Below are 13,720 nucleotides of genomic sequence, written 5' to 3'. Positions count from 1 at the left end.
TAAATATTAACCAAAAAGAGTCAACCTATATCAGTATAATACAATGTGAACTATGAATAAAACATTTTTTCTAATCCTAATATCAATTTTAAGTTTTTATTCATGTAATTCTCAAGATTCCAAAAATTATTTATTCCCAATCAAAGATGGCTCTTTACATGGTCTGATTGACATAGATGGAAATATTGTCAGCGAACCTAAGTTTAGTGAGATTGGTGTATTCAAAGAAAATTTAGCTTATGTTACAATTACTTCTAATGGTTTTAAAGCAGGCTATATTAACAACAATGGAGAGCTTATTGTGAAACCTTCGTTTCAACCAAATAGAGACACCTCAAGACAGTTTTCTGAAGGGTTTGCTGTTGTGAAAATTAAAAACAAATATGGTTACATTAACAAAATGGGAGAAATTACCATTGAACCGAAATATATGCATGCTCAAAAATTTAATGAGGGTTTTGCTACGGTACAATTAACGAATGGTAACAAAGTACTGATAGATAAAAAAGGAGAAATAATATTAGATGCAAAAAAGATATTGTCTGACGAATTTGGACTTAAAATAGAAAGAGGGGAATTTGTTGCTATAAACGATTATATTAAAGATAATGTAATTCCATTTAAAATAAAAAAACATAATTACCCTTTTAGAATGGGAGTTTTTAATTCAAAAGGTAAGCAACTATTCAAGTTAAAAGATTATCGTATTTATGAATATAATAATGGAATAGCTTTAGCTAGAACTAGTGATTATAAAAAAGCTGGATATATTAATAAAAAAGGAGAAGTTATTATTCCTTTTAAATTTATCAAGGCTTCTAACTTTTATAATGGATATGCAAAAGTACAAGATGAAACCTCAAAAAGATTTGGTATCATAAATGAGCAAGGAAAATATACAGTAAAACCTGATTTCATTTCTATCTCAGAAAAGTTTTATTCTAATAATTTAATTTTAGTTCAGAATACGGATAAAAAATATGGTTATGTGGATTTTAAAGGAAATATAATTATCGATTTCTTATATGACCATGCCTATGACTTTTCTGAAGGTTTAGCTATGGTCTACGATAGAATTATGAAAAGAAGATTTTATATTAATGAAACTGGAGAAAAAATAATTGAATTAGATTTTGACACTAACAATCAATTTAGTTCGGAATTTAAAAACGGGTTAGCCAAGGTGAAATTAAAAGAAGTCGGTTACGTTTATATTAATAAAAAAGGTGAGGTAATTTATGAATTTAAGAAATAAAAAACTGGTTACAACACCGTGTATAATTAATTGCTTCATTGAGCCTACTTGCGAATATTCCTGCGGAATATTCACAGGTTCGTAAAAGTTTGTTGCTAACTTAGTTGCTTAACCACGCAACTAACCATACACAATCACGTTGGCAGCAATGCGTGTGCGGCAAAGTCCAACTCTAAATTGGAACTTATACAAATCTGAATTTTAAGAATAAAAATAAAATTGGATTTTCAAAACATTGGAATGAAAATCATAACTCAGGAATTACAAGCAGAACGGAAAATTACGGTTAGAAAATAACTTCATCGCAATAAAAAAGCCTAGTTTCTTTTTCGCGATTTTTTTTTTGACTTTTAAGTAAGTAAAATCAGAAAAAATGGAGTCGGAAATTTTAATTTCTTGCGGAACTAAATTGGAATAATTATCTAATTCATTAGACACGAGAACTAGAATTTGATAAGTTTCCTCGATATTAAAAATATAACGCAGGATTTCCAAGCTGAACGTAAAATGCGTGTCTGATTAGCAACAACGCAGGACTAAAAACAGATTATCTATCGATTTATTTAATGTTTAAGTTAATTAGAGAACTAATTGAAGTATATTAAATTATCGTTTATTTAAAAAACATAGCGGATAAAAAAATAAGCACGGCTGCCAACACCGTGTATATTTAATTGCTTTGTTTCTGCTTATCTGGAATATTCCTTCGGAATATTCTCAGGTTCGTAAAAGTTTACTAAATTAGTTGCCTAACCACGCAACTAAGCATACACAAACACGTTGTACGCAAGCAGAAAAACAGAACTAATTGAGAATTTTAGATTGGATAAAGAACAGAGAAGTTAAATCGGAATTTGAAAAAGCATTTTCTGACTTAAAGATAATGGGAGAAATTGAACTAAGTGCAAAAAAGACTTATGAATTACTTTGCGAATTAGACTTTAATACTTCGGACTCTCAATCTGAACTGTTAATTTCAGAATTTAATAAAATTCAGTATCAATCAAACACAAATAGTTTCTTCTACTTCTATTTCCCAATCGTGACACACATTTTATATTACAAACCAAAGTACGAGAAAGATATATTAGAATACTTAATCGGACCGAATTTCGCGAATGGAGATACTGAAACAAAGGATTTAATTCCTTTAATCAAAAGCGCAATGGAATTCAAAATATCGGAAAACAAGAACTATGTGACTAAAGAAAGTAAAAACTGGATTTTGAATAAACTACCAAAAATGGAAAAAGAAGTTGAACGTGAAGTGCAAAAGTGTTGGAAAGAACTGAATGAATTACTTTAAACGAAAATGGAATGAAACTCGCGGAGACCAATATGATAGTTGGGGAAAATCCGCTTGGTACTTTGAGACAGACAATAATGGAGAAGTCTTAAGGCAAATTGAGGCTTACGACAATGGAAAAGTCCTAAAATATGATAACCAAAATATTGATGACGAGTTTGGTGGACTTGCCGACCAAAATCTTGATTTATCTGAATTTGTGGAGTTTTCGATAGAAAAAGAAGAGTTTGAAAATAAATGGAAATAAAAGCCAACGTACAACACCGTGTATATTTAATTGCTTTATTGAGCTTACTTGCGAATATTCCTGCGGAATATTCACGGGTTCGTAAATGTTTGTTAACTTAGTTGCTTAACCACGCAACTAACCATACACAACAACGTTGGCAGTAAGCTAAAAAAATCCCGAATTAAAGAAACTATGTCGATGACTTTAATAAATTTTGTTCAGAAGGATAATCTTCCGACCAAAATTGAACTGGAAAATAAGATAAAGGAATTAGGTTACGAATTTAGATTCTTAACTGAATTTGAACAATTTGAAAATCTTAATCAAATTGACTCAATAGATTGTGAATTAAATGGAAATGAAACCTTTGTCGAAATTTATCTAAATCCTGCGAATGAAATTCTTTCGGATTTTCCACACCTAAAAAAAGATTTAAAGGACAAAGATTTTGCTATTTCATTCACTTTTGGCTCTGACGAATTGTAAGTGCTTGTATCAATATTATTTCTGTCGGACTTATTGATTTAAGTCAATCAATTGTTTTGTATGCAGACGACGAAATATTTTATTCCCGTGAAATGCTAATTCAAGACATTTCATATATTTTCGAGAATAAGGAAGACGAAACTTACAGCATTCAAAAAGAGACGATAAAGGAAAATTTGAAAGATGACCAAAAAAATAAAAAAGAGAAAAGAAAAAATCAAATAATAGATATTGTCCTTTGGATTCTACTAATTATCGGAACGATTTTAATGAATAGAAAAATCATATCTTGGTACATTCCTTGCTTACTTTTGGCGACTGTGCTAATTAAAAGTATAATTGAACATAATAAAAAAAGGAACATATAAACGAAAATAAAAGCCTACTGCCAACACCGTGTATAATTAATTGCTTGGTTCTTGCCTACTTGCGAATATTCCTGCGGAATATTCACGGGTTCGTAAAAGTTTGCTAACTTAGTTGCTAAACCACGCAACTAACCATACACAACAACGTTGTGCTTAATTAAAAAATGACCTACAAATACAATAAAACTTGCAAATGTGGAAATGTTGACTCAATAGAAGTTGACAAAAGAGAAGCTGCATTTGAATTGAAAGATAGTTATGTTCATAATTTCGCTTGTTCAAAATGCGGCGGAAAAAACTTCTCTTCTATCAGTTCAAACAAACCTGATATTGACGAAGAATTACTTTCTGAATGGAGCAAAAATCCTGAATATTACTTTTCTTCTCAAGACGAAGACTTGTTACTCGCCCAACACAATGAGAATATTGACTTGTATTTGAAATTTATCGACCAAAATGAAATCGACACTGGAAAACGAAATGTATTAATAGAAGCTTTATGTGTAATGATTTATGACAAAGCGAATAAGTCAGACCAAAAAAGCTTAGATATTATAAGTGCTATTGCGACTGAATTAAAAAAACGCTCGGATTTGGTACAGCAATCGGAAAGCTGGATAATGGATTACATAAAAAAAGTTTCGTTTCCAATAATCGGAATTGAATATAAAGAAAGTTTAAGTTCAAAAGCGGATGAAAAGTTTTTGGAATCCAATATCGAAAAATCGATTCCTAAAAATAATCTCTGGAACGAATTTAAAAAGATTTGGAAATAGTAATCTGAAAAATAACTAAGCACAACACCGTGTATAATTAATTGCTTTATTCTTCTCTACTTGCGAATATTCCTGCGGAATATTCACGGGTTCGTAAAAGTTTGCTAACTTAGTTGCTGAACCACGCAACTAACCATACACAAACACGTTGTGCCCAATTAAAAAATTCCGTTTCATAAGATAATTCAGATTAAATGATTGTATCTTTGATAGTATCAAATGATAGTATCATAAATGAAACCACCTTACGAAATAACATCTTCTATTTTAAAATTAATAACTTCTATTTCAGAAAAAATAGGAGAAGTAAATGCTAATTTATTAAACATACCTTCACCTAAATTGAGAAAACAGAATAGAATCAAAACTATTCATTCTTCTTTAAAAATAGAAGGAAATACACTTACAGAAGAACAAATAACAGCACTTCTTGAAAACAAAAGAGTTATTGGTCCTAAAAAAGATGTTCTTGAAGTTTTAAATGCAATTAAAATCTATGAAAACTTAGAAGATTATAATCCTTCAAATGAAAAATCCTTTTTAAAAGCACATCAAAACTTAATGGAAGGTTTAATTAAAAATTCTGGAAAATATAGAAATCAAAGTGTCGGAATTGTAAAAGGTTCAAAAGTTGAGCATTTAGCACCACCTTTTGGAAATGTGCCATACTTAATGAAAGACCTTTTTGAATATTTGAAAAAGTCTGATGAAATTGAATTAATTAAAAGTTGTGTTTTCCATTACGAAATGGAATTTATACATCCATTTTTGGATGGAAATGGTAGAATGGGAAGATTATGGCAAACTTTAATTTTAATGGAAAAATATCCAATCTTTCAGTTTTTGCCTTTTGAAACTCTAATTAGTAAAGACCAGGAAAAATATTACAAGTCTTTAGCAGAAAGTGATAAATCTGGAAAGTCAACAAAGTTTATTGAATATATGCTAAACGTTATTGATATTTCAATAAGTGAACTATTAGATTTCAATAATCGAACGTTAAATGAAAAAGATAGATTAGAATATTATGTTTCATTAAATAAAACTGAATTCACAAGAAAAGATTATATGGATATTTTTAAAGATATTTCTTCAGCAACTGCAAGTAGAGATTTAAAAAAAGGAGCTGAATTGGATTTATTTGAAAAAATAGGAGAAAAAAATAAGACAATCTATCGTTTAAAATAACTGGGCACAACACTGTGTATAATTAATTGCTTGGTTATAGCCTACTTACGAAAATTCCTGCGGAATTTTCACGGGTTCGTAAAAGTTTGCTAACTTAGTTGCTAAACCACGCAACTAACCATACATAAACACGTTAACTACAAGCTGTCTCGCCAACTAACATTTTTCTTAAATTGAAACATCGTAAGCCCTAATTTGATTGATTACTCAGATGGATAATTAAATCTGAAAAGCATTACGCATTGCTTACGGTTTGACTTCATAAACCAAGAAAAATAGAATTTTAAAAGATAATTTAAAGAAACCAATTTTGAGCTTACTCTACTCTGTTTGAAATTAAAACAACTAAGATAATTTTAGATTAAAAAGATCAATAAAGTAAATCAAGATTGAAAAGCTTGTGTTTATCGTTACGGTTGAACTGTACGCAGGAAAACCAATCTGAGCTAAACTGGATTCGCTAAACGGAGTAATACCCTTAAACCGTTGCTAAAATTAGAATTCCTAAATTATATTTATTGGAAAATTTAAAAATCTGAAATCTGTATAAATAGAAAAAAAGCCGGTAGTTAACACCGTGTATATTTAATTGCTTGGTTTCTGCTTATCTGGAATATTCCTTCGGAATATTCTCAGGTTCGTAAAAGTTTACTAATTTAGTTGCCAAGCCACGCAACTAAGCATACACAAACACGTTAGCACACATTTCTTACTCATCCTATAAAAAAATTAAAACCGTGAAAAGGGGTTATGGATAGAAAAGAAAATTGGGCATTGTTCGTACATTACAACTTCTCGAATGAAATTAAAAATACCACAGAAAGAAACCAAAAAGATATGAATCAAAAAACCTGAACAATATTGTTATTGTTCAGGTTTAATTAATTATTTTTAATACTTTTCTTTATATCCAATTTATGGAATCAAAGCAGAAACTTTTCCGTTTAAAACATCTCCATTTCTTAAAACCGTATCACAAAAAATCAATGTTATTGTAATACCATCATTTTCAACAAATAATTCAGTTTCAGGAGTAGATTTACTTCCAATCAATACTTCATTGTTAGATTTTGTAAGCTCTCTTTCAATATAAGAAATATCAAACATGTAGTCAATGCCAAAATATTGTCCTGTTTTCGGATAGCCGTTGTCCAATTCATTAAAATCGATTTCATATATATTGGGCCAATTTCCAAATCTAAATCTAACGTTTCCATTATCACAACAATTAGGACTAGACACCTCTACATTAGCACTATACGATGTACCAGAGACATTATAAGTATTATTTTGTGTATGAGCACAAGGAATAGCAGAAGTAGTAAATGACTCCCAATCATCATCTTCACTAGAACCGTTTTTAGTAAAGGCAGTATAGTAATAGGTTGTATTTGGCACTAATGCGTCCACAATATGTTTAAATTTATATGTACCAGTATAATAATCTACATCTCCATCAAGTTCAATGATTTGATCATTACTTGAATCATTTTCATCTCCAATTCTAAATATAAAGCTGACTTTAAAAGTATCTGACTCAAGAAAAGCTCTATTAGAGTGATCAATAAAACCATTAAGTGTTACTGAGTTCTGAGAAATATATGTTACGTAAGACCTCACTATAGGAGCGTCATAAATTTGAGCTTCTTGAGAATCACTTTCACTACAAGAACTAATAAGACATAAAATAAATAAAAAGACAAGTGTTTTTTTCATTTGGGGTGATTTTTATTATTAGGGGAATAATATACCAAATATAAAAAACTTAACGACTGATGCCTAATAAAAAGCATCTGATGGATGATTTCGACTTATATAAAATAATTATTCAACAAATAAAATAACATGTGCTAACAAAGTATAAAATTAATTGCTAGTTTCTAGCTTACTTACGAAAGTCCTCGCGGACTTTGAACTGCTCCCAAAAAGTTAGACACTATTTGAGGGTATTATGGGAAGAAAAGTTAAGTATGATTACGCATTTAAACTTCGATGTGTAAAGCAAGTTTTAAAAAATCACCAAACAGTTGAAGATGTGTCTAAGTCATATGGTTGTCATCATACAACCCTTCATGATTGGATTCGATTTTATGAAAAATATGGTAAAAAAGCACTATTACCAAGAAAAACCAAAGTGTATAGCATTCCTTTTAAACTTAAAGTTTTAAAAGCTATTGACAAAGATTCATTATCTTTCAGTCAAGCTTGTTTAGAATTTAATATTCCTACTAAATCTGTAATTATGAAGTGGCAACGTAATTATAAAAAAGAGGGTATTGTAGGCTTAAACATTAAACCTAAAGGTAAACCAAAATCTATGCAATTTAAGAGGGCTAAAAAAAAGTCTAATAAACCTTTAACAAGAGAAGAGGAACTTTTATTAGAAAATGAATCATTACGTGCAGAACTGGACTTGATAAAAAAGTTACAGGCCTTAATTCAACAAGAACAAAACAAAAAGCAAAAGTCATAACAGAATTAAGGCATAAGTATGATTTAGATATTTTATTATATCATACGAACATGGCAAGAAGTAGTTATTATTATCATCATAAAAGAAGTCTTTTAGTTGATAAATATAAAGAGATAAAACTATTGATTAATCAAATATATCATCGTCACAAAGGAAGATATGGCTATAGAAGAATCTCTTTAGAAATCAACAAAATAGGAACTCTAATAAATCATAAAACAGTACTCAAGTTAATGCGTGAATTAGGTTTAAAAAGTTTAGTCAGAGCTAAAAGATACAAGTCTTATAAAGGGCAAATAGGAAAAACAGCTCCTAATATATTACAACGAAATTTTAAAGCTATTAGGCCAAATAAAAAATGGGCTACCGATATTACAGAATTTAAAGTTTTAGGAAAAAAACTATATCTATCTCCAATAATTGATCTCTTTAATAGAGAAATAATAAGTTATCAATTATCTGAAAAACCTGATTTTAAACAAGTAGCTATTATGCTGAAAAAGTCTTTTAAGAAAATACCAGATCAAACAAATTTAATATTACATTCAGATCAAGGATGGCAGTATCAAATGAAACAGTATCGAAGATTATTAACAGAAAAAGGAATTACTCAGAGTATGTCTCGTAAAGGAAATTGTTTAGATAACGCTGTGATAGAAAATTTCTTCGGTATTCTAAAATATGAATTGTTTTATATAAATAAATATAAGTCGATATCTCAGTTAAAAAAAGAGATTAAAGTGTATATAAAATATTATAATAATGTGAGAATTAAACAAATTTTAAAGGGAATTAGCCCGATTGAATATCGAGCTAATTATTATCAAAATTAATTATAAATTTGTCTAAACATTTGGGTGCACTTCACTTTCTATCTGTGATTTATTTGCTATCTTTAGTGTTTAAATCACGCAACTAATCTTATACAACAACGTTGTAGCACATTTGAGAAATGAATTTTCCTGAAATAGGTTGACTAAAAATTAAACCTTTAATTATAGTCACTTATGAAAACACAAAATGAACACAGGCGAAAAAACATAGTAAATCCACCTAAACTTACGATTTAAAAACAGACCCATTTCAAACTATTTTTTCGCCTGCTAAACGGCTAAAAAAATCTTTTGAATCTAAAAATATTAACTAAAAAAGAGTCAACCTATTTCAGTATAATATACTCTTGACGAAGATTAGAAAGCATTTAAAAATTTTGCTAAAGTATTTCCAATCATCAGTATCTGCGATTACCAAAAATAGGAAAATGAAATCGCAAAAAAACATCACATATTCGCCACTCCGACCATCTATTTACTTGACAACAAACGATAAATTTTGCTGCGTCCAAAATTCAGTTAATCAATTAGACGCTTGGATAGACTGGTTTCTAATAAAGGGTAATAAATAAAATAGATTATTATATATCACCTTCATGTTTCTGATATTCAAAAAAACAAACTAAATAATTTCACTTTAAACACTTATATAGTTTCATTTTACATAAATATTTTAAGTCATAAAATTTCCAATTCTTACTTTCCTAATCATTAGAAATTAATTATCTTGCTTATAATATTTTTTATACAAATAATTAAACTAAATAATAAACAAATGAAAAGACTTAGCGACAAATACATCATCACAAAAGACATGGAATGGGAAGTTCTTGGAGGAGGAGTATCAAGAAAATTCTTAGGTTACGATAACCAAATTATGATGGTAAGCGTAAAATTTGATAAAGGCGCATTAGGTGCACCACATCAACATTTTCATACTCAGGCTACTTATTGTGTTTCAGGTAAATTTGAATTCGAAATTGACGGCGTAAAACAAATTGTAGAAGCTGGAGATGGTGTATATATTGAGCCTAATTTATTGCATAGTGCAGTTTGTTTAGAAGAAGGACAACTAATTGATACATTTAGTCCTGTAAGAGAAGATTTCTTAACTGGTGATGGACCTTCTTACTTTAGTGATAAAGACTAAGAATAATATCTAATAGCTTATTACAATGAGCTAAAACAGTTTTCTTTGATCTCTTAATCAAAGAAAACAAATAATAAACATCTATAATTTGATTTTCATTCTCTTTACAAGAAAATTAAATCATAGATGTTTTTTAATAGAATTAAAAGTTAATTAGCATTTTAACTTATCCCTAAAGATGTCTGACTTTAATAGTTCCCTTCTTCTACAAAGTATGTGTATTCACATTAAAAAAGAAACTCCCACTACTCTATTATATCTTTAATCTCTATATAATTACCATTATTTTATATCTGTACTTAACGACCGTAAAATTGAGAGAGTATATCCTTTTTTATATAAAAAATATGGCTACAAAATAAAATAGTATAAATCTATTTTAATCTGTAACCATATTGACTAGATATATTTTATAAGGTTAAAAATAAAATTTAACCAAAAAATATTATTTTTCTAATTTCAAGAAATAATCAAATATTTCAGGAACATTTCCATTACCCATATCTGCAGCTACAGCTGCATTAAGGTTAGAAGATGTTGCCTCTGCAATCGCAGATGTTGTTCCTAGATCATTCATCATTTGAACAAAATATCCAAGATCTTTATTCGCGTTATTAATAGAGAACCCTAAATCACTTACGTTATCTACAGCGTAATGCTTACAGAATTTCATAAATGGAGAGTTAGATGGACCAGCAGACATAATATCAAATAATTGTTGCGTATCTACACCTGCTAATTTAGCTGCAGCAAAAGCCTGAGACATGGCAACTACAGTTGTCATTCCCATAAAGTTATTAATAAGCTTAGTTGTATGACCCGCACCAAGAGCTCCTAAATAAAATACGTTTTCACCTTGTTCGTCTAAAACAGGTTTAACTTTTGCAAAAGTATCTTTATCACCGGCAGCCATAATATTAAGCAATCCGTCTTTTGCATGAGCTGGAGTACGTCCTAATGGAGCATCAATCATACCAGCACCTTTTTTGGCAAGGTCTTTACCAATTTTTTTAGTAGATGCAGGAATAGATGTTCCGAAATCAATCAAAACAGCATCTTTTTTAATACCCGCTAAAATACCTTCTTCTCCGTAAACAATCTTCTCTACAACAGCAGAAGTCGTAAGACAGAACATTATGATATCGCTTTTTTCAGCTAATTCTTTTGGTGTAGTAGCTTCTGTAGCATTACCGCGAGCGATAACTTTTGCTACTTCGTCTTTATTAAGATCCATTACTGTTAGCTTAAAACCTCTTTTTTGAAGGTTTTCAACCATGTTACCTCCCATAAGGCCAAGTCCTATAAATCCGATAGTGGGTTTATTCATTTTAAATTTAATTTAAATTATAATTCTTAATGCAAAGATATGCATCTCTAAGCAGATACAAAATCATTTAAAAGTGCTCTCTCTGTTTTAGTAATCTAAAATAAGATTAAAGACTTAAAAAACAGCACATAACAAAAATAAAACATTACAAATAATTTACTGCATTTTTAATGTATAAAATAAATATTCTTTTACTCTAAACATCTAACTAACTTTTTTTCTAAAAATAGATATTCATAAAACACATATAATATTTACAGTTTTTCATATAAAAAAATCATAAATTAATAATCTAATTACATCTAAAAACCGAATTAAAGAAATAAGAATACAATTATTCGTAACTTTGAAAGCTTTGATTTAGGCAAAGTCCTATATTAATTAAGAACTAATAACAGTGTAATGGAATATAAACACTTAATAGAAGAGATTAAAGAAAATAGCCTGCATTATAAAAATAAAAATGCGGTCTACTATAAAAATAATAAGCTTAATACATGGGAAGGAATTTCATGGTTAGATTTTGAATCTAAAATAGAAATACTCTCTAAAGCCCTCATAAATTATGGTATATCTGTACAGCAAAACATTGCTATATTTTCTGAAAACATGCCAAATTGGATTATTGCTGATATAGCTATTATGCGTATTAGAGCTGTAACTATTCCTATTTACGCTACTAACTCTAAAAAAGAAGCAGAATATGTAATAAATGATGCTAATGTAAGTCTGCTTTTTGTTGGTGATCAAAATGAATATGATAAAGCTTACGAACTTCTAGAAACTACTAGTTGTTTAAAATTAATTGTAGCTTTAACAAAAACGATAAAGCTACAACCAAAAAATAATTCTATTTATTTAGAAGATTTTGTAGCATTTGAGCCGACAGAACAAATTGAAACAGAACTTCAAAAGCGATATTACGAATGTGATTTAGAAGATATAGCAAGCATTATTTACACTTCAGGAACGACAGGCGAACCCAAAGGTGTAATGCTAGATTACAATAATTTTGGGGGCTCTTTGGCTGCACATGATTATGAACTAACTCTTACTGAAAAAGATGCGTCACTAAGTTTCTTACCATTAAGTCATATATACGAACGCAGCTGGGTATTCTTTTGTCTGAAAAAAGGTATTGAAGTGTACTTTAATCAAGACCCTAAAAAAATTGTTGATGTTATAAAAGAAGTTAAGCCAACTGTAATGTGTACAGTTCCTCGAATATTTGAAAAAATATTTTCAGCAATACAAGATAAAAGAAAAGAAGCATCACCTACTAAGATGAAACTAGCTAGTTGGGCTTTAGGTGTTGGTAATAATTACTACAACAAGCATAAACGACTAGAGAAAAAAGTACCAGCAGTTTTAAAATTAAAATATAAAATTGCTGATAAATTAGTATTAAGCAAATTACGTGATGTATTTGGTGGTCGTATAAAATTTATGCCTTGTGGTGGCGCTCCTTTAGCTGCAGATATGGTGTCTTTTTTCCACTCTTTCGGATTAAATATTAAATGTGGATATGGATTAACAGAAACCACAGCAACGGCTACACTTTTTGGAGATACACATTTTGAATTTAATTCTGCAGGAAAACCTATTGAAGGAACTGAAATTAAAATTGGAAACAACAATGAGATTTTAATAAAAGGACCTGGCGTAATGAAAGGCTATTATAAAAAACCAGAAGCTACTGCTGAAGTTTTTGAAAATGGTTGGTTTAAAACCGGAGATGCAGGTAAAATTGACTCTAAAGGAAACCTAATAATTACAGATAGAATAAAGGATTTAATGAAAACTTCTGGTGGAAAATATATTGCACCTCAAAAATTAGAAAATGCTTTAATTACGGATTCATTTATTGAGCAAATTGCTGTTATTGGAGATCAACAAAAATATGTTACAGCATTGGCTGTGCCTAGTTTTGAAAATTTAAAAAAATACGCTTTAGAGCACAAAATTAGTTTTAAAGATATTGAAGATTTAATTGCAAATAGCCAGATTATAAACCTTTTTGAAAAACGATTTGAAGAGCTTCAAAAAGAATTTTCTAAATTTGAAAAAATCAAAAAATTCACTTTACTTCCTAAAGAATTTAGTATAGAAGCAGGGGAAATTACAGCCACCTTAAAATTAAAAAGGAAAGTAATTCAGAAAAAACACAAAGAACTTATTGATAAAATGTATAAAGAGTAAGTCTTTATTAGGCTTCGTTTGTATCTAATCTAATTCTATATTAAAAATTTATTACAGGCAGGGCAGATAATTACCTAAATACACTTCTTATATTGAGATAAAAAGATGCTATAAAACCTAAGCATCTTTT

Annotated in this window: 13 protein-coding genes; 11 read left to right on the top strand and 2 right to left on the bottom strand. The window is 29.3% G+C overall.

Features of this window, described 5'->3' with window-relative positions; genetic code table 11:
• Positions 1-52: 52 nt before the first annotated feature.
• From H0I32_RS15925 to H0I32_RS15895, 7 genes are all read left to right on the top strand, one after another.
• Positions 53-1,255, top strand: a complete 1,203-nt coding sequence (locus H0I32_RS15925) for a WG repeat-containing protein (RefSeq protein WP_179314910.1) — start codon at positions 53-55, stop codon at positions 1,253-1,255.
• Between the two features lie 808 nt (positions 1,256-2,063).
• Positions 2,064-2,561: a hypothetical protein gene (locus tag H0I32_RS15920; RefSeq protein WP_179314880.1), complete on the top strand. Its 498-nt coding sequence runs from the start codon at positions 2,064-2,066 to the stop codon at positions 2,559-2,561.
• On the top strand, positions 2,548-2,808 hold the full coding sequence (locus tag H0I32_RS15915; RefSeq protein ID WP_179314881.1) for a hypothetical protein: 261 nt from the start codon (positions 2,548-2,550) through the stop codon (positions 2,806-2,808). The genes H0I32_RS15920 and H0I32_RS15915 overlap by 14 nt, the downstream gene beginning before the upstream one ends.
• Positions 2,809-2,988: 180 nt before the next feature.
• The gene (locus H0I32_RS15910; protein WP_179314882.1) at positions 2,989-3,276 is read left to right on the top strand and encodes a hypothetical protein; all 288 of its coding nucleotides are present in this window, start codon (positions 2,989-2,991) and stop codon (positions 3,274-3,276) included.
• Between the two features lie 92 nt (positions 3,277-3,368).
• Positions 3,369-3,644 carry a hypothetical protein gene (locus tag H0I32_RS18150; RefSeq protein ID WP_394366318.1) on the top strand — a complete coding sequence of 92 codons (276 nt, stop codon included), beginning with the start codon at positions 3,369-3,371 and terminating at the stop codon, positions 3,642-3,644.
• Between the two features lie 164 nt (positions 3,645-3,808).
• Positions 3,809-4,420, top strand: a complete 612-nt coding sequence (locus H0I32_RS15900; RefSeq protein WP_179314884.1) for a hypothetical protein — start codon at positions 3,809-3,811, stop codon at positions 4,418-4,420.
• Between the two features lie 234 nt (positions 4,421-4,654).
• Positions 4,655-5,608, top strand: coding sequence for a Fic family protein (locus tag H0I32_RS15895; protein WP_179314885.1), 954 nt, complete (start codon positions 4,655-4,657; stop codon positions 5,606-5,608).
• 915 nt (positions 5,609-6,523) lie between these two features.
• On the opposite strand, the gene H0I32_RS15890 is transcribed toward H0I32_RS15895, so the two are convergent.
• Positions 6,524-7,324 carry a hypothetical protein gene (locus tag H0I32_RS15890; protein ID WP_173589730.1) on the bottom strand — a complete coding sequence of 267 codons (801 nt, stop codon included), beginning with the start codon at positions 7,322-7,324 and terminating at the stop codon, positions 6,524-6,526.
• 235 nt (positions 7,325-7,559) lie between these two features.
• On the opposite strand from H0I32_RS15890, the gene H0I32_RS15885 reads away from it, so the two are divergent.
• The 3 genes from H0I32_RS15885 (at position 7,560) to H0I32_RS15875 (ending at position 10,064) form a co-directional block, all read left to right on the top strand.
• Positions 7,560-8,081 (top strand): helix-turn-helix domain-containing protein, encoded by a 522-nt coding sequence (locus H0I32_RS15885; protein ID WP_179314525.1) that lies wholly within the window; start codon positions 7,560-7,562, stop codon positions 8,079-8,081.
• On the top strand, positions 8,000-8,914 hold the full coding sequence (locus tag H0I32_RS15880) for an IS3 family transposase (RefSeq protein WP_179314536.1): 915 nt from the start codon (positions 8,000-8,002) through the stop codon (positions 8,912-8,914). The genes H0I32_RS15885 and H0I32_RS15880 overlap by 82 nt, the downstream gene beginning before the upstream one ends.
• A 775-nt stretch (positions 8,915-9,689) precedes the next feature.
• Complete coding sequence (locus tag H0I32_RS15875; RefSeq protein WP_173589442.1) at positions 9,690-10,064, top strand: cupin domain-containing protein; 375 nt, start codon at positions 9,690-9,692, stop codon at positions 10,062-10,064.
• A gap of 445 nt (positions 10,065-10,509) precedes the next feature.
• Here the strand turns inward: H0I32_RS15875 and H0I32_RS15870 are convergent, their stop codons facing one another.
• Complete coding sequence (locus tag H0I32_RS15870; RefSeq protein WP_179314524.1) at positions 10,510-11,391, bottom strand: NAD(P)-dependent oxidoreductase; 882 nt, start codon at positions 11,389-11,391, stop codon at positions 10,510-10,512.
• Positions 11,392-11,793: 402 nt separating this feature from the next.
• On the opposite strand from H0I32_RS15870, the gene H0I32_RS15865 reads away from it, so the two are divergent.
• Complete coding sequence (locus H0I32_RS15865; protein ID WP_179314523.1) at positions 11,794-13,590, top strand: AMP-dependent synthetase/ligase; 1,797 nt, start codon at positions 11,794-11,796, stop codon at positions 13,588-13,590.
• The last annotated feature ends 130 nt before the right edge of the window (positions 13,591-13,720 follow it).

The sequence above is a fragment of the Winogradskyella sp. HaHa_3_26 genome (assembly GCF_019278425.1).
Taxonomy (GTDB): domain Bacteria; phylum Bacteroidota; class Bacteroidia; order Flavobacteriales; family Flavobacteriaceae; genus Winogradskyella; species Winogradskyella undariae.
The sequence above is the reverse complement of the archived record's forward strand: the minus strand, read 5'-3'. Positions and strand labels throughout refer to the sequence as shown.

Excerpts from the sequence above, each read along its gene's own strand:
- H0I32_RS15870 (WP_179314524.1), bottom strand. The coding sequence starts at position 11,391 with ATGAATAAACCCACTATCGGATTTATAGGACTTGGCCTTATGGGAGGT.
- H0I32_RS15875 (WP_173589442.1), top strand. The coding sequence starts at position 9,690 with ATGAAAAGACTTAGCGACAAATACATCATCACAAAAGACATGGAATGG.
- H0I32_RS18150 (WP_394366318.1), top strand. The coding sequence starts at position 3,369 with ATGCTAATTCAAGACATTTCATATATTTTCGAGAATAAGGAAGACGAA.
- H0I32_RS15900 (WP_179314884.1), top strand. The coding sequence starts at position 3,809 with ATGACCTACAAATACAATAAAACTTGCAAATGTGGAAATGTTGACTCA.
- H0I32_RS15895 (WP_179314885.1), top strand. The coding sequence starts at position 4,655 with ATGAAACCACCTTACGAAATAACATCTTCTATTTTAAAATTAATAACT.
- H0I32_RS15915 (WP_179314881.1), top strand. The coding sequence starts at position 2,548 with ATGAATTACTTTAAACGAAAATGGAATGAAACTCGCGGAGACCAATAT.
- H0I32_RS15890 (WP_173589730.1), bottom strand. The coding sequence starts at position 7,324 with ATGAAAAAAACACTTGTCTTTTTATTTATTTTATGTCTTATTAGTTCT.
- H0I32_RS15865 (WP_179314523.1), top strand. The coding sequence starts at position 11,794 with ATGGAATATAAACACTTAATAGAAGAGATTAAAGAAAATAGCCTGCAT.
- H0I32_RS15925 (WP_179314910.1), top strand. The coding sequence starts at position 53 with ATGAATAAAACATTTTTTCTAATCCTAATATCAATTTTAAGTTTTTAT.
- H0I32_RS15910 (WP_179314882.1), top strand. The coding sequence starts at position 2,989 with ATGACTTTAATAAATTTTGTTCAGAAGGATAATCTTCCGACCAAAATT.
- H0I32_RS15885 (WP_179314525.1), top strand. The coding sequence starts at position 7,560 with ATGGGAAGAAAAGTTAAGTATGATTACGCATTTAAACTTCGATGTGTA.